Annotated in this window: 12 protein-coding genes; 9 read left to right on the plus strand and 3 right to left on the minus strand. The window is 42.4% G+C overall.

The window, feature by feature from the left end:
* The 6 genes from AC1DCV_RS27270 to AC1DCV_RS27295 all read left to right on the plus strand — a co-directional run bounded on the left by AC1DCV_RS27270 (position 1) and on the right by AC1DCV_RS27295 (position 11,422).
* Positions 1-909: a DUF6268 family outer membrane beta-barrel protein gene (locus AC1DCV_RS27270; protein ID WP_477026150.1), complete on the plus strand. Its 909-nt coding sequence runs from the start codon at positions 1-3 to the stop codon at positions 907-909.
* A gap of 352 nt (positions 910-1,261) precedes the next feature.
* Positions 1,262-2,287: a hypothetical protein gene (locus tag AC1DCV_RS27275; protein ID WP_477026151.1), complete on the plus strand. Its 1,026-nt coding sequence runs from the start codon at positions 1,262-1,264 to the stop codon at positions 2,285-2,287.
* A 115-nt stretch (positions 2,288-2,402) separates the two neighbouring features.
* The gene (locus AC1DCV_RS27280) at positions 2,403-5,183 is read left to right on the plus strand and encodes a type I restriction endonuclease subunit R (protein WP_477026152.1); all 2,781 of its coding nucleotides are present in this window, start codon (positions 2,403-2,405) and stop codon (positions 5,181-5,183) included.
* A gap of 59 nt (positions 5,184-5,242) precedes the next feature.
* Complete coding sequence (locus AC1DCV_RS27285) at positions 5,243-6,457, plus strand: restriction endonuclease subunit S (protein WP_477026153.1); 1,215 nt, start codon at positions 5,243-5,245, stop codon at positions 6,455-6,457.
* Positions 6,458-6,467: 10 nt separating this feature from the next.
* A complete protein-coding gene (locus AC1DCV_RS27290; protein ID WP_477026154.1) occupies positions 6,468-8,012 on the plus strand; it encodes a class I SAM-dependent DNA methyltransferase in 1,545 nt (514 codons plus the stop codon).
* A 206-nt stretch (positions 8,013-8,218) separates the two neighbouring features.
* On the plus strand, positions 8,219-11,422 hold the full coding sequence (locus AC1DCV_RS27295) for a TonB-dependent receptor (protein ID WP_477026155.1): 3,204 nt from the start codon (positions 8,219-8,221) through the stop codon (positions 11,420-11,422).
* An 83-nt stretch (positions 11,423-11,505) separates the two neighbouring features.
* On the opposite strand, the gene AC1DCV_RS27300 is transcribed toward AC1DCV_RS27295, so the two are convergent.
* Positions 11,506-11,883, minus strand: coding sequence for a 5-carboxymethyl-2-hydroxymuconate Delta-isomerase (locus AC1DCV_RS27300; protein ID WP_477026156.1), 378 nt, complete (start codon positions 11,881-11,883; stop codon positions 11,506-11,508).
* A gap of 129 nt (positions 11,884-12,012) precedes the next feature.
* Here AC1DCV_RS27300 and AC1DCV_RS27305 point away from each other — a divergent pair, with 129 nt between their 5' ends.
* The 3 genes from AC1DCV_RS27305 to AC1DCV_RS27315 all read left to right on the plus strand — a co-directional run bounded on the left by AC1DCV_RS27305 (position 12,013) and on the right by AC1DCV_RS27315 (position 14,778).
* Positions 12,013-12,795, plus strand: a complete 783-nt coding sequence (locus tag AC1DCV_RS27305) for a glycerophosphodiester phosphodiesterase (RefSeq protein ID WP_477026157.1) — start codon at positions 12,013-12,015, stop codon at positions 12,793-12,795.
* 147 nt (positions 12,796-12,942) lie between these two features.
* Positions 12,943-13,842, plus strand: a complete 900-nt coding sequence (locus AC1DCV_RS27310; RefSeq protein ID WP_477026158.1) for an NmrA family NAD(P)-binding protein — start codon at positions 12,943-12,945, stop codon at positions 13,840-13,842.
* Positions 13,843-13,854: 12 nt separating this feature from the next.
* Positions 13,855-14,778: a helix-turn-helix domain-containing protein gene (locus tag AC1DCV_RS27315; RefSeq protein ID WP_477026159.1), complete on the plus strand. Its 924-nt coding sequence runs from the start codon at positions 13,855-13,857 to the stop codon at positions 14,776-14,778.
* Positions 14,779-14,782: 4 nt separating this feature from the next.
* On the opposite strand, the gene AC1DCV_RS27320 is transcribed toward AC1DCV_RS27315, so the two are convergent.
* Together AC1DCV_RS27320 and AC1DCV_RS27325 are read right to left on the minus strand one after the other, a co-directional pair.
* Positions 14,783-15,499: a LytR/AlgR family response regulator transcription factor gene (locus AC1DCV_RS27320; protein ID WP_477026160.1), complete on the minus strand. Its 717-nt coding sequence runs from the start codon at positions 15,497-15,499 to the stop codon at positions 14,783-14,785.
* Between the two features lies 1 nt (position 15,500).
* The gene (locus AC1DCV_RS27325; protein WP_477026161.1) at positions 15,501-16,535 is read right to left on the minus strand and encodes a sensor histidine kinase; all 1,035 of its coding nucleotides are present in this window, start codon (positions 16,533-16,535) and stop codon (positions 15,501-15,503) included.
* Positions 16,536-16,601: the final 66 nt, after the last annotated feature.

Here is a 16,601-nt window from a genome sequence, read left to right on the forward strand (position 1 = left end):
ATGAAACAGCTAACACGTCTTTTTATATTGAGCATCTTATTTTCAAACAATGCTTATTCGCAGTTGATGAAGGACGTTGCAGGTATTGCAGTGACCACGCATGCCGAAACAAAATTTAACGACCTGCCCACAGAAAGTGGCTTCAGGACGAATAAGTTTAAATACAATACCTATGACGCCTGGCTGCCGATACCACCCCTGCATTTTGGTAAGACATTGATCCTCTCTAATATTAATTACCGCCTAATGGATTTTACTGTTGATAAAGAAGCTTCGCAAAATATTTATCAGCTGGATAAAATTCATGAAATCAAAGCGGTGGTCATTGTCAAACACCCTATCGCTGCAAGATGGTCGCTTTTAGGCATCATCATCCCAACGGTGGCAACTGATTTCAAAAGTGGCCTTTCATCGCAGGACTTAATCCTGGACGGGATTTACGGAGTATCCAAAAAGTTTGGAAAACACCAGAATCTGGAAATCGGTCTTGGCATACATGCCATGTATTCCTTTCAGCAATTCTTAATTACACCAGGTGTATCCATAGACTATAAAAGCAATAACGGCAAATGGGTAGGCCAGTTTTATTGGCCGAGATTAAATGTGGTGTATAATGTTTCAAAAAACACACAGGTGGGTATCGCCGGTTCCATAGACTGGACCAAATACAATTTAAAGGACTATACTGACTACCAGGGCAAGCAAATTGATTACGCACAGTTTTCATCCATCCATGCCGGCCTGCAATTTAACCAACGTATATATAAGAATTTCTGGGTACAGCTACAGGGTGGCGTAGGACTGTTTAATAGCTACAAACTATTTAACGCTAACCACGATACCATCCGGAATTTTTCCATCGATAATATGGCTTACGGAAAAGCGATGATCACCTACAGAATTAAATAGACCATGGAGAATATTGATCACATACTAATTTTTAAAACCAACATAAGGCATGCATCAGATAAAAGGAAGCTACAGCCAATACTGGATGCCAACAAGTGCATTGAGCGTTGGAACGTAGACCTGGATGATGTAGACTGTGTGCTGAGGATTGTTTCGTATAAGCTGAAATGCCATCAAATTATCGAGCTGATAATGTATCACGGCTATGAATGTTGCGAATTGGAGTAGGGAATGGATACTTTTTGTAAATTAGTTTTTTGATAATAAAGTTAAATGAAAACTCCTAAAGAGATAAAATAAGAAAATCATATATTGAGTAAAGTACTATTACTATTTCCTATAAATAACCATTATGACATTGAATGATGCGATCATACAAAGCCTTGATGAAATCAAAGTACCTGCCAAATACTTACAGATCTATAATCATATAGTTGCTGCAAAGTATTATGATTTTAAAGATGCCAAAACACCTCCTCAAACAGTATCTGCGTTACTAGGTAATTTTATCCGGAATCGTGACTCAAGGGTAAAGAGAATACCGCTAAAAGGAGGTTCTTTTAGTTATTTTCTAACTAAACATGAATCAGAAATTAGCATAGATGCCCTGGAGGCAATAGAAAATGCTGAAGATGATAAAGGTGGTAAACATAAGATGATCGCCGAAGACCAGGCAACTTATTATAGACGCTTTGAGGAGAGAAGCCTGCACAAGCTGCTAAGTAGCTATCTTAATGGGATTGGTATAAAGTCAAAAACTATTTTTCACGAGCAATCAAATTCAAAAGACAGCCACCAGAAATGGATCCACCCTGATATGGTTGGCATTCGTTTTTTGAATTTGCATACAAAGACCAGCCAGGCTTTTTTTAAGGCCATTAATCGTTTAGGAACTTTTGAGTTAACAGCCTACGAGTTGAAAAAAGAGATAAAATCGGACTATGAGCTGAAGAAATGTTTTTTTCAGGCCGTATCTAATTCAAGCTGGGCCAACTTTGGATACCTGGTTGCATTTCAGATTAACGATATTCTCCTGGATGAAATTAAAAGACTGAACCAGTCTTTTGGAATCGGCATTATTCTTTTAAAAGCTAACCCCTTTGAAAGTGAAGTACTGTTTCCCGCAAGATATAAAGACCTGGACTTTATTACCATTGATAAGCTTTGCCGGATTAATCCGGATTTTGAGCGATTTATAGAGCAAACAGAGAAGTTACTTACTGCGAGTGAACGGTACGTTGAGGCACTAGAAAAAGAATTGGTAAGCTTTTGCGATGGCTTTTTTACAAGTGAAACGGATACTGAAAAGTATTGTAAAGAGCAGAATATACCTATTGAAAAGATAATGGAAGATAATCTTAGTGAAAAGGATAATTAGGTCTTTTTTACGTTGTTCGTTATACCTGTTTTCCCTTTACAAGTAGACCAGTTTATTGGCTCTTGTATTTTCATTTGGAGAATTTTCTTTATTTTGTAGATTAACTTTTCCCAAATTGAACCTGAACCCTGAACAATTAGCCCGAGAACGGATTGATTCTGAACTGGTTAGAAGTGGATGGATCATTCAAAATAAATCACGCATCAATCTGAGTGAAGGCATAGGCATTGCCGTTCGTGAATATCAAACTGATGTTGGTCCTGCGGACTATGTACTTTTCGTGAACAAGAAGCCGGTTGGTATCATTGAAGCCAAACGGGCCGAAGAAGGCGTGCACATGTCAATACATGAAGATCAGAGTGAGGGCTACGCCAAAGCGAAATTAAAGTACTGTCAAAACGATCCTCTTCCCTTTGTATACGAAAGCACCGGCGAGGTAACCAAGTTTACCGACCACCGTGACCTAAAGCCACGCTCAAGATCTGTGTTTAGTTTTCATCGACCGGAAACTTTTGCAGAATGGCTCAGGATGGATAAATCCTTAAGAACCCGCTTGCACGATCTACCTGTACTATTGACCGATGGGTTGCGGGATTGTCAGATCACAGCTATCAATAACCTGGAAAAATCTTTCAAAGACGCCCGTCCCAAAGCCCTGATACAAATGGCTACCGGCTCAGGGAAGACGTTCACCGCGATCACCTTCGTTTACCGCTTGTTGAAGTATGCGAAGGCTAAACGTATCTTGTTCCTTGTTGATACAAAAAACCTTGGTGAACAGGCAGAGCAGGAATTTATGTCCTATGTACCCAATGATGATAACCGGAAGTTTACGGAGCTATATGGGTTAACCAGGTTGAGAAGTAGCTTTATCCCTTCGGATAACCAGGTGTATATTAGTACCATTCAACGGATGTACTCCATTCTGAAAGGTACAGAACTGGATGAAAATGCGGAAGAACAGAATCCCAATGAAAGGTTTCAGCCCAAAGAGCCATTACCAGTTGTTTACAGTGAGAAAATACCCCCCGAATTTTTTGACTTCATTGTTATTGACGAGTGCCATCGCAGTATTTATAATCTTTGGAAACAGGTACTTGATTACTTTGATGTGTTCCAGGTAGGGTTAACAGCCACGCCGGATAACAGGACATTCGGCTACTTCAAACAAAACCTGGTGAGCGATTATGGGTATGAAAGGGCGGTAATAGATGGTGTGTTGGTACCTTATAATGTATTTACCATACAGACAAAAATCACGAAACAAGGCAGCAAGATCGAGATAGGTGAAAGTGTAGATAAACGGGAACGATTAACCCGGAAGAAATTCTGGGAAGCAGTGGATGAAGATATTGAATATAGTGGCAAGCAATTGGATCGGGATATTGTGAACCCCAGCACTATCCGAACTATTGTCCGTGCAATGAAAGAGCGCCTGCCTACCATATTTCCAGACAGATACGATAAAGAGAGTAAATTTGAAGTGCCGAAGACGTTGATCTTCGCTAAGTCAGACTCTCACGCAGAAGATATCATTGAAATTGTGCGGGAAGAATTTGCAGAAGGGAATAAATTCTGTAAGAAAATAACTTATCGCAGCGAGGAGGATCCGAAAGATGTGCTTGCTCAGTTCCGCAATGGCTACGATCCACGTATTGCGGTTACTGTAGATATGATTGCCACCGGTACTGATATCCGTCCGTTGGAAGTATTGGTATTTATGAGGGATGTTAAAAGCCGGAGTTATTACGAGCAAATGAAAGGCCGTGGTACGCGCACCTGTTCTTTGGAGCAATTGAAAGCCACAGGCACTCCCTCTGCCAGATATACCAAAGATCATTTTGTGATCATTGATGCCATTGGTGTGGAGCTCTCACAGAAAACGGATAGCCGCCCCCTGGAAAAGAACCCAGGTGTGAGTTTGAAAGACGTGTTGCAAAATATTGCGATGGGTAACACCAGTGAGGATATGCTGACAACGCTTGCTAACCGCCTGCTCAGGTTGGAAAAGCAGATTAATGATAAAGAAAAAGCTACCTTCGCGGCCCAGGCAAATGGCCAGACGATTAACCAGGTGGTAAGGAAGTTGCTGAATGCTTATGATCCGGATATGATCTACGGTATTGAGGAACGTACAAACGAAAAGCTGTTGGGTGCCGCTCCTGCAAAGATTGATGCCGCCATTGAAGAAGCCAAACAGCAGGCTATTGAAGAAGCGGTGGCCATCTTTAATAATCCTGATCTTCGGAATTATATTGTGGATGTTCGTAAAAAATATGATCAGGTGATCGATCATATTAACCAGGATGAGGTCACGCAAATAGGTTGGGTAAAAGACCAGGATAAGGCGGCAGAATTAACGATTAGTAATTTTACCTCCTGGATAGAGGCACATAAGGAGGAGATTACAGCTTTGGAAATTTTTTATGATCAGCCTTATCGCCGCAGGGAACTGACCTATCAGATGATTAAAGATCTTAGCGAGAAACTGACCACCGAGCAGCCCTTATTAGCTCCCCTCCACGTATGGCGCGCGTTCGAACAATTAAAGCAAACCAACGGAGAGCCTAAAAATGAGTTAATGGCGCTGGTGAGTCTGATCCGCAAAGTAAGTGGTATTGATACTTCCCTTATCGGATACGATAAAGTGGTAGATAAAAACTTCCAGACCTGGGTGTTTCAGAAACAGGCGGGTACCACTACCAAGTTTACTGAAGAACAAATGAAGTGGTTACGTATGATAAAGGATTATGTGGCGGCCAGCTTTCACCTGGATAAAGAGGATTTTGAACTGGATCCATTTAATAGGAATGGTGGACTGGGCAAGATGTGGCAGTTGTTTGGGGAAAAGACGGATGAGATTATTGGGGAGTTGAATGAGGTGTTGGCGGCGTAGCGAAATTTTGATGCAATAGATAGACTTTTGTGTAATGCACTATTGATTAAATAGTATTTATGAAATTGAGAATGTATAAGGGTGAAAATACTGGAGAATTCCCCGAAGGTTGGATATCGGTTAAAGTTGGAGAATATGTAACTTCTGTGAAAGGAAAGAAACCTAAATCTCTTTCCAGTGAAAAGACGAGTCAGAACTCAATACCATACGTAAACATAAAGGCATTTGAGAAAAATATTATTGAGGAATATACAGATGGTATGGGGTGTATTTTGTGCGATGATAAAGATTTTCTTATGGTTTGGGATGGCTCTCGATCCGGTTATGTCGGGAAGGGAGTTAAAGGTGCAGTAGGTAGTACATTGGTAAAATTGAGTTTTAAAGATATAGAGAATAATTATGCATTCTATTTTCTTCAATCAAAATTTCTTGATTTAAATACAAGAGCAAAAGGTGTTGGTATTCCACATGTTGATCCGAATATTCTTTGGAACTATGATTTGTTACTTCCTCCTAAACCCATTCAACAAGCCATTGTCTCCAAAATTGAAGAACTCTTCAGTGAGTTGGATAAAGGTGTTGAAAGCCTACGTATCGCTCAGCAACAATTAAAAGTTTATCGACAAAGTGTTTTGAAATGGGCATTTAAGGGACAGTTGACAAAAAAGAAAGGTAATTGGATAAACGTAAGGCTAGGAGATATCGCAAATGCAATAGATCCCCAACCAAGTCATAGAACTCCTCCAGTATCTCTGGATGGGATTCCTTTTGTAAGTATCAAGGATTTTGATTCAGCGTTGGATAAAATTGATTTTACTAATGCAAGGAGAGTTTCAAAGAATGTGTTATTAGAACACTTGGAGAGATATACTTTAGAAGCGGGTGATTTTGTTATTGGGAAAATTGGAACAATAGGTAACCCTGTCAGGATCGTTTTGCCACAAGATTATACTTTGTCAGCTAATATTGTTTTGATACAACCAAGGCAAGTTAATGCTACATATTTATATTATTTCTTTCAATCAAGCTTGATTCAAAAGGCCTTTACCTCGGGAATGAAAGCAACTTCCCAGCCTGCATTCGGAATTCAGAAAATGCGAGAACTAAGAATTGATGTGCCGAGCCCAGATCATCAACATCTTATTGTCCAGGCGATCGAATCCCGCCTCAGTGTAGCCGATAAGCTTGAAGAAACCATCTCTAATAGCCTGCAACAGGCAGAGTCACTTAAACAATCCATTCTCAAAAAAGCATTCGAAGGAAAATTAGTTTAACGAGAAATTCATGGCAAAAAAATCAGCAACAATACAAGAAAATAATGTAGTAATAGAGAACAAGTCCGTCAATACTTCCAGCATAGTAAGTAAAGTATGGGCCTTCTGCAATACCCTTCGTGATGATGGCGTAGGCTATGGCGACTACCTGGAGCAACTAACCTACCTGCTATTCCTGAAAATGGCAGATGAGTACACCCAGCCTCCGCATAACAGGGTAATGCCTATCCCGGCCAAGTACAATTGGAAAACATTAACCAACAAAACCGGTGATGACCTGGAAGTTCACTATAATCATCTATTGCGTGAACTGGCAAAAGAAAAAGGTATCCTTGGGCAAATCTTTACCAAAAGCCAGAATAAAATAACTGATCCTGCAAAACTCTACAAGCTTATTGCGCTGATAAATGCAGAGCAATGGGTATTGATGGGAGTGAAGGATAAAGGAGATATTTATGAAGGCCTGCTGGAAAAGAACGCAGAAGATACAAAGAGTGGCGCGGGACAATATTTCACCCCGAGGCCGTTGATTAAAGCCATGGTAGAATGTCTTCGCCCGGAACCAATGAAAACCATCGCGGATCCGGCTTGCGGAACAGGAGGGTTTTTCCTGGCAGCTTATGACTGGATGACGGATAACTTATCATTGGATAAAGGACAGAAACAATTCCTGAAATATAATACCTTCTTCGGAAACGAAATTGTGGCAAGCACCAGGCGGTTAGCATTAATGAACCTGTTCCTGCACAACATAGGCGACATTGATAGCGAACAAATAATGATTTCTCCAAATGATTCATTGATTGCCGCATCGGAAACCCGCTATGATTATATTCTTGCTAATCCTCCTTTTGGGAAGAAAAGCAGTATGACATTTACCAATGAGGACGGCGAACAGGAAAAAGAAGATCTTACTTATAATCGTCAGGACTTCTGGGTAACTACCAGCAATAAGCAGTTGAACTTTGTACAGCATATTAAATCCATGCTGAAAACAACAGGCCTCGCTGCTGTCGTATTGCCGGATAATGTGTTGTTCGAAGGTGGTGCAGGCGAGACCATCAGGAAGAGATTATTGGAAACGACTGAGCTGCATACTATACTACGCTTGCCAACAGGTATTTTTTATGCCAATGGTGTAAAGGCCAATGTATTGTTCTTTGATGGTAAAGCCGCCAGCAGGGAAGCACACACAAAAGAAGTATGGGTGTATGATTACAGAACCAATGTCCACCATACGTTAAAAAAGAATCCGCTCAAGCTAGAGGATCTGAGGGATTTTATCACCTGCTACAATCCTCAAAACCGGCATAAGAGAAAGGAAACCTTTAGTGAATCCAATCCAGAGGGTAGGTGGCGTAAGTTTTCTTATGAAGAAATTATAGCCAGAGATAAAACCAGCCTGGATATCACATGGCTAAAAGATAAGTCCCTGGCGGACTTGGACAATTTACCAGATCCAGATGAATTAGCGGAAGATATCATTGAGAACCTGGAAGCTGGTCTGGAGAGTTTTAGAGCAATTATCGCGAGCTTAAATGCTGCAAAAAAATAATTGGAAAACAGAGAAGCATTTGTAATAATAAACGGGGTTGAATCGAAAGATTTAGCCCCGTTTCTCATTACCCAAAATGATCAGGACAAAGAACAATCTGCAAAATAACCCCTCCATCCTCCCCACAACTACTCTTGCCCAAAATTTCTCCCCAAAACCAACAAAAAAAATGATATATTCATAGCCAACCAAAATCAACTGCTGCTATGAGAAATCCAGTCCTTATTGGATGCCTGACCTTATTCTGTTTGCTCACAAGTGTATTTGCTAACGCCCAGGTTACCACTGCCACGCTGAGCGGTACTATCCAAAGCAGGGAAGGCAAGCCACTCGCCGGCGCCACCGTAAAAATCGAATTTCGGGAAGCCGGCATCACTAAAATTATTATTACCCAAAACAATGGTTCGTTCCAGGTACCCAATCTTCGCGTTGGGGGGCCTTACAAGGTGTCGGTGACTTTCGTGGGGTATGCGGAAAAGTCAGAGGATAATATTTTCCTTGAGCTGGGACAGAACCGGGCGGTAGACATACAACTGGACGTCAGCACAGGTAGTTTGTCGGGGATCACCGTTACCGGGCAGTCGAAAATTTTCGACAACCAGCGCACAGGTGCTTCTTCCAATATCAGTTCACGCCAATTACGGCAGTTGCCGACTATTTCCCGCTCCGCGGATGATTTCACGCGACTGACGCCCTCCGCTTCGTCCACCATCAACGGAACTTCCTTCGCCGGACGTAACGGGCAATACAACAACTATTCACTCGATGGTGCCGTATTCAATAATCCATTCGGATTGGATGCGCCTACACCTGGCGGACAAACGGGTGCACAGCCTATTTCCCTGGATGCCATCGACCAGATACAGGTGAACCTGGCGCCTTATGATGTTACCCAGGCGGGATTTACCGGCGCCGGTGTTAATACCGTTACCAAGTCAGGTACCAATACTTTCGGTGGTACCGTTTACGGTTTTTATCGCAACCAGGGCATGACCGGAAAAAAAGTAGATGGTAATAAAATCGCCGTTCCTGATCTGACCCAGTTGCAGGCAGGTTTTGCAGTGGGAGGCGCTATCGTCAAAAACAAACTTTTCTATTTCGCCAATTTTGAAACGGAACAAAGGGAAGATGCGGCCAGCAGTTATGTGGCGCGTACTGCCACTAACGGCGACAACAATAACACTTCCCGCGTATTGCAATCAGACCTGGAAGATGTAAGCAATATTCTGCGGACTAAGTTCGGCTATGAAACCGGTCCTTACCAGGGTTTTAATCTGAAGCAAAAGAATTACAAGTGGCTGGCAAAACTTGACTGGGTGATCAATGAAAATCACAGCCTGTCATTTACCTACAATGGCTTGCAGGCAACGAAAGAAAAGCCTGCCCATCCCAATGCCATCCGCGACCGTGGCCCCGATTACCAAACCTTGCAGTTCAGGAATTCGGGCTATGAGATTGAAAATAAGCTGCAGTCTTTCGGCGCGGAATTGAAATCCAGCTTCGGCAACCGTTATGCCAATAAGCTAAGAGCCGTGTACACTACTTTCAAGGATAAAAGAACACCCTTCTCGGAGCCTTTTCCGGTACTGAATATCACCAAGTATGGTACCATGTACATTGTGGCAGGGCATGAGCCATTTTCTATCAACAACCGGCTGAATCAGGACGCCTTCCAGGTAACGGACAACTTCAACATCATCCTTCCCAAACATACTATTACTGTGGGAGGATCTTATGAGTCTTTCAAATTCGGGAACTCGTTTAACCTGACCGGCTACGGTGCCACCCTCTTCAGTGATGCAGATATCCAGGTATTCAAAGACAGCGTGCCGGTGAGCGGCAAATATGTTTTTGGTGCATACCCGCTGGATGTTGATGTGACAGGTGCCAGAGCGGCAGGAGCGGCTGATAAATGGAACTGGTATTATATCACTGTGGCACAGCTATCTACCTACCTGCAGGATGAATGGAAAGCCACTGATAACCTTCGCGTGACCTTCGGCCTCCGGATGGATATTCCGCTGTATATGAATTCCTCCTTCCAGTCACCTGATGGAAAAAAGACTTCTCCCACCATCCCCAATAATGATGACCTGGTGCTCTTCGATGAACACGGCGAACCGGTTAAAAACGGGCAAGGCAAACAACTGGATAATACCCGGCTGCCTTCTTCCAAACCTTTATTCTCTCCGAGGATAGGTTTCAACTGGGACGTCAAGGCAGATAAAAGTTTACAGCTCAGAGGTGGTTCCGGACTCTTTACCGGTCGTTTCCCATTTGTATGGATAGGTAACCAGATCGGTAATCCTACTTCCGGATTTTATTGTGCTACTGACCGCGATTTCAAATGGCCGCAGATCTGGCGTACCAATATCGGCGCCGATATCAGGGCCGGACGGGGAACCATTTTCAGCGTTGATGTAGCCTACTCGAAAGATGTGAACGCCATGATGGTAAGAAACTACAAACTGGGTACACCTACCGGATCGCTGAACAGCGGTATCGGTGATACCCGGAGTGTTTACAAAGACACCGACAAAGGCGCTGTCAACGCATATGTTTTCACCAATACGAAAACAGGAGACCAGTTCAATACCAGCTTCACCGTGCAAAAGACATTTACAAATAACCTGTTTTTATACGGCGCCTATAATTACCTGGTATCGCGCGATGCAAGCTCCATTTCTGCAGAGATCAGTGGTGATGCATTTGACAGAAATCCCATTCTCAACAATGCCAACGAAGCAAGAAATACACCTTCCCTCTACGGAAATACCCATCGCTTCGTAGTGGCCGCCAGCAAGAAATTCAATTATGGAAAAGGCAAGTATGGAACCACCATATCCCTTTTCGGTAACTGGAGCAGTGGTAATCGCTTTGCCTATGTATATGGAGGAGATATGAACAATGACGGTACCAGCAGCAACGACCTGTTGTATGTACCTAAAAACAGCGAGATCGACAAGATGCAGTTTGCGCCCCTTACAGACGTAAATGGTGTGGTGCAGAATGCAGCAGCCCAGAAAGCAGCATACAAATCATTCATCGAACAAGACCACTACCTCCGGGGCAGGAGAGGAATGTACACAGAAAAATATGCAGGGGTAAGTCCCTGGTTCAGCCAGGTGGATATGCGGGTACTACAGGACTTCTATTTTAAAAGCGGAGAAAAAATCCGGACGGTGCAAATCAGCCTGGATGTAGTTAACCTCGGTAACCTGATCAACAGTAAATGGGGCGTACGGAAATATGCCTCCAACTCAGGATATTTTCAGCCGATTTCTGTGACAAACGTTACCAACGGAGTGCCCACTTACCAGTTCGATCCTTCTCAGAAAGAAACCTTTATTGCCAGTCCGGACTTGTTAAGCCGCTGGCAAACACAGTTGGGCTTGCGTTTCATATTCTAGCCAGCCGTACAAACAGCCATACTATCATATAGCCCGCAGGTGTATTAACCTTGCGGGCTATATTTTTTTACCGTAAAATCTTTTTAGAAGTGCCGGTTCCCATCCGTATTGAGTGGATGGATCAACGACTTGTTACAATAGGTAGCAGGGTCAAAGTCACTGACGTTCATCGACAGGAAGGAAATATCTGTGAATAGCGGCGCTAATTTTTGTATGACTACTTTGGAAAGAGCTGCTTTTTGCTCAGTGGTCCGGCCTCCCATAATGCTCGCGAAAATGTGCAGGAAACTATGCTTGCCTTCTCCTAATTTATAATGTTCATAACAGTTAATCCGCACCTTGACATCATTCTCTGCAAACAATCCGGTAGATACGGCCGCATCGTAAACAGTATCCATGATTACATCCGCCGGCTGCTGTTCTAAAATGTTTTTTGATAATTCTATTACAAAATGAGGCATATGTTTTATTTTTTAATGAAGGAGAAGAAGAGTCACTTTTTATAACAAAAAATTACAAATTGATAATGAACCTTAAACTTTAAAGATCTTATTTTTATCTGGTTATCCACCAGGTAAATTACAAACATTATGATGAATTTTAAAGGAGCTATATTTTTGTTTACAATGCTCTTGCTGAGCTTTTCAGGCTACAGTCAGGGATATAAACTGATCGCACATCGTGGTGGTGTGGTAGATAGTCTGCGTGGAGAAAACAGCATGGAGGCGCTGCAGGAGGCTATCAGGCGTGGGTATGATATGATAGAGATTGACGTACGACTGACCAGCGATGGTATCCTGGTGACCCATCATGATGCCAATCTTAAACGAACTTTTGGCATAGATAAACCCTTGTCGGCACTTACCTGGAGAGAGTTATTTGCTTTAAAGAATAAAAACGGGTATCGCATCATGCCGTTGGAGGAAGTGTTGAAACAGGCCCAGGGGCATTTGCAGATCATGATTGATCTCAAAATTCCGGGATATAATCCTGATGCTTTTGATAAGATGATATTTTTGCTTAAAAAGTATGATCTCTACGATCATGCACTGATGATCGGAACAGATGAATCCACTTCTTTTTTTACCGGGAAAATCAAGTTGAGTTGCACCCGGCAACAGTTGGAGGCAAATATGAAGCAACCAGGTTACGCTGCCACTAACTATTACTTGTTTTCAGGAGATATCTCAGCCGCTGATGCTGCATGGGCAAAAGATAATAACATTTTAGCTATAGGCGTTGTCAATGCCTGGGCGTTTGACAAGGCGGATGGTAGGAAGCTGGCTGCGGAGCAGGCCACACGCCTGAAGGACGCAGGGTTAACCTGGTTTCAGATAGATAGCATGTTTGAACCATTTTTTAGAAGCCGCTAGTAGTTTTTAGAGACGCATTTTGTATAGTTGCTGATGTGGTGCATCGGTTTTGGGATAGATACCTCATATTCGACTACAACAAGCGCAGATCCGGCTACACGTGTTTGTTTTTTGCGGCAGAACTTTGCAACATAAACAAACACGAAAATGAAAATTATAGTAACAGGTTCATTAGGACATATCAGCAAACCGCTCACTGTAGCGTTAGTACAAAAAGGACATGCAATTACGGTTATCAGCAGCAAGTCCGAAAAGCAAAAAGAAATTGAATCATTAGGAGCAACCGCCGCCATTGGTTCACTGGAAGATGTTGATTTCCTTACCACCACTTTTACAGGGGCCGATGCGGTGTATAGTATGGTTCCGCCAGTCAGTTACTTCGATCATAGTTTTGACCTGCTGTCGTATTACCGGGGACTTGGTCATAACTATGCCAGGGCTATTGAAACATCAGGTGTAAAAAGAATCGTTAATCTTAGCACCATTGGCGCCCATTTAGAGAAGAAATCAGGGATATTGATCGGTGCTCATGATGTAGAGCATCTCCTTAACGGATTATCGCTAGATGTTGCCATTACGCATATGCGCCCTACATCTTTCTACTATAATCTGTATGGCTATGTAGATATGATAAAAAACACAGGCGTTATCTCGGCGAATTATGGCGGAGACAACAAAGTGCCATGGGTTTCTCCTATCGATATTGCGGCTGCCGTAGCAGAGGAACTCGAAACACCATTTACCGGTAGAAAGGTGCGCTATGTGGCCAGTGAAGACCTTACAGGAAACGAAGTAGCCGGCATCTTAGGCGCAGCCATCGGGAAGCCGGATTTAAAATGGGTAGTGATTTCCGATGAAGAAACGAAAAACGGCCTGGAAGCGATAGGCATGCAACCACGTATTGTGGCGGGTTTGGTTGAAATGTACGGAAGTCTTCATAGCGGCTTGTTGGCAGAAGATTATGACCGCAACAAACCAGCGGTGATGGGGAAGGTAAAGATGACGGATTTTGCAAAGGAATTTGCGGTAGCCTTTAATCAAAAGTGATAAATTTGCGATATGGCCAGCACTGCACCACACCGGTTTAAGACAATCAGCGAATTTCACGACTTCAGGGATCTCCCCAAGCCGGAACATCCGCTGATCAGTGTGATCAACGTCGAATCAATCAAACAGTTGAACCACAATGAACCATTCAATCTGCTATTGGATTTTTATTGCATTGCATTGAAAAGAAATTTCAATGGAAAAATGAAATACGGACAGCAGGCATATGATTTTGATGAAGGCATTATGACCTTTGTTGCACCAGGCCAGGTTTTTAGCATTGAAATCAACAAAGTAGAAGAAGAATTGAAACATTCGGGATGGATACTATACATCCATCCCGACTTCCTCTGGAATACCCCGCTGGCAAAGAAAATAAAGGAATACGAATACTTTGATTACTCCGTGCATGAAGCCTTGTTTCTTTCCGAAAAAGAAGAAGCAACGCTGGTGGGCATCCTGCAAAATATCGAACAGGAGTACCGGGCTAACATCGACAAATTTAGCCAGGATCTTATTATTGCACAACTGGAAGTATTGCTTACTTATGCAGAACGATTTTACCATCGCCAGTTTTTGACCAGGAAAATAAGTAACCATAAAATCCTGGATAGGCTGGAAGATATACTGACAGCCTGGTTTAACAGCGATGATTTAATAAAAAAAGGATTGCCTACGGTAACCTATGTGGCCGAAACATTAAACGTATCTCCCGGTTATTTAAGCGGATTGCTTAAAACCTTAACAGGTCAGAGTACCCAGCAACATATACATGAAAAGCTGATTGAAAAAGCTAAAGAGAAGTTATCGACTACGGACTTGTCTGTAAGTGAAATCGCTTATGAGTTAGGCTTTGAACATTCACAGTCGTTCAGCAAACTATTTAAAATGAAGACCAGCCTTTCGCCTTTGGAATTCAGAAATAGTTTTAACTGATCAGCTACCGGAAATATTCCATCAAATCCCTGCGGTAAGTATTACCAATCGGTAAGATGATGCCGTTGTCCAGGTGAAGTTCCCCATAGGTAACCTTTTGAATGTGGTTCAAGGCAATGATATATGACTTATGAATACGTTTAAATCCCATCTTTTCCAGCTTCTGTTCAATTTCAGTAGTAGTAACCGGGCTTAAATAAACCTGTTCAGGGGTATGAACTTTTACATAATTGCCCCAGCTTTGTACATGTGTAATGCTGCTCATCTGCACTTTGATCACCTCACCATCAACTTTCAACATTAGAAACGGAGCCGGAAGGATTTCCGCAGATGTTTCCTGCCGCACAGGAGAAGCTGGTCTGTAGCGCTTAAATACCTTGTGGATAGCCGCCGTGAACTGTGGCAGATCAAAGGGTTTAACCAGGTAATCTACCACCTGGTATTTGTAACTCTGCAGGGCATATTCGCTGTAAGCTGTGGTAAGTACTACCAGTGGTGGATCAGACATCGCTTCCAGCATGTCCATTCCTGATACGCCGGGCATATTGATATCAAGGAACACCAGGTCAACGGGTTTTTCATGGATATATTCCATCGCCTCAATAGCATTATAGAAAGATGCACTGAGATGTAGACTGCTAAAGGATTTCAGGTAATGCCCCAATACCAGGTGTGCGCCCTCTTCATCGTCTATGACGATACAGTTTAGTGGTTTGGTCATCTCAGTAAGTATTTAATTTCAGCGTGAGGGTGGTTTGATATTCCTGTGGAGTGGAAGCAGTTTCAAAATGATATCGTCCTTTATATAGCAATTCCATTCGCTCAATGATATTCTGCAAGCCAATACCTGATGAGTAGCTTTTGAGCGATTCATCCGCAATGGAATTTACAATACGCATCTTTAAAGTAGTGTTAACCACTTCTATATTAATACGCACAAACCATTTGTTTACGATCGTAAGACTATGCTTAAAAGCGTTTTCAACTAACGTGATAAGAATCATTGGCGCAATCTGGCACTGACACATAGATTCAGGTAGGGTAGGGACTTCGAAAGATATCTCGCATCGTTTGCCAATCCGCTCTTTTTCCATGATGATGTAGTTGTCAATAAAATTGATTTCCTCACATATGCTGACGTTGGTTTTCTTTCCGTTTTCCAGCTGGTAACGCATCAGGTTAGATAACTTAAGAATCAGCTCCGGAACGCGTTGGGGTTCAGTAAGACTCACCCCATACAAATTATTGAAGGTGTTGAAAAAAAAGTGAGGATTCATCTGTGCATGAAGGAACTTAATATTCACCTCACTAAGCAACAACTGGGCATCATTTCTCTTTTTCAATTCCATAGAATACTGACGGATCAGGAAAAAAGACATGATAGTCATAGTGCTGATAATACACAACGCAAAATTGTCAACGATCGCCAGAACATTATCACCATTCTGATAGTATTCAGGGTCTATCCAGTAATAATCGGGCAAAAACAGGATGACGGCGCCCAATAGTGTGGAAAGCATACTTAACAGCGCATACCGTAGATACTTCTTTTCCAGGAACAACGGGAATATAAAAAAGCGGTGAAATTGTGCCTGGGCATAGAGGATCAGGAAGAAGACCAGCCCCTGGCTAAAGGCAAGCAAGCTATCTATCCGCATCATTTCATGCAACATGGTTAATACATACATGGATAGGAAAAATACCATTTCGATGAAGGTATTCTTATGGTACCACCTATCTTTTTCAACAACGTTCATCACTATTTCATTTAAGACCGTTAAAGAAACAACTTTTCTGTGCGGTGGGCAAGAATTAATGACGAA

The organism is Chitinophaga sp. 10T418 (genome assembly GCF_056394125.1).

Excerpts from the sequence above, each read along its gene's own strand:
- AC1DCV_RS27270 (WP_477026150.1), top strand. The coding sequence starts at position 1 with ATGAAACAGCTAACACGTCTTTTTATATTGAGCATCTTATTTTCAAAC.
- AC1DCV_RS27275 (WP_477026151.1), top strand. The coding sequence starts at position 1,262 with ATGACATTGAATGATGCGATCATACAAAGCCTTGATGAAATCAAAGTA.
- AC1DCV_RS27285 (WP_477026153.1), top strand. The coding sequence starts at position 5,243 with ATGAAATTGAGAATGTATAAGGGTGAAAATACTGGAGAATTCCCCGAA.
- AC1DCV_RS27290 (WP_477026154.1), top strand. The coding sequence starts at position 6,468 with ATGGCAAAAAAATCAGCAACAATACAAGAAAATAATGTAGTAATAGAG.
- AC1DCV_RS27295 (WP_477026155.1), top strand. The coding sequence starts at position 8,219 with ATGAGAAATCCAGTCCTTATTGGATGCCTGACCTTATTCTGTTTGCTC.
- AC1DCV_RS27300 (WP_477026156.1), bottom strand. The coding sequence starts at position 11,883 with ATGCCTCATTTTGTAATAGAATTATCAAAAAACATTTTAGAACAGCAG.
- AC1DCV_RS27305 (WP_477026157.1), top strand. The coding sequence starts at position 12,013 with ATGATGAATTTTAAAGGAGCTATATTTTTGTTTACAATGCTCTTGCTG.
- AC1DCV_RS27310 (WP_477026158.1), top strand. The coding sequence starts at position 12,943 with ATGAAAATTATAGTAACAGGTTCATTAGGACATATCAGCAAACCGCTC.
- AC1DCV_RS27315 (WP_477026159.1), top strand. The coding sequence starts at position 13,855 with ATGGCCAGCACTGCACCACACCGGTTTAAGACAATCAGCGAATTTCAC.
- AC1DCV_RS27320 (WP_477026160.1), bottom strand. The coding sequence starts at position 15,499 with ATGACCAAACCACTAAACTGTATCGTCATAGACGATGAAGAGGGCGCA.
- AC1DCV_RS27325 (WP_477026161.1), bottom strand. The coding sequence starts at position 16,535 with ATGAACGTTGTTGAAAAAGATAGGTGGTACCATAAGAATACCTTCATC.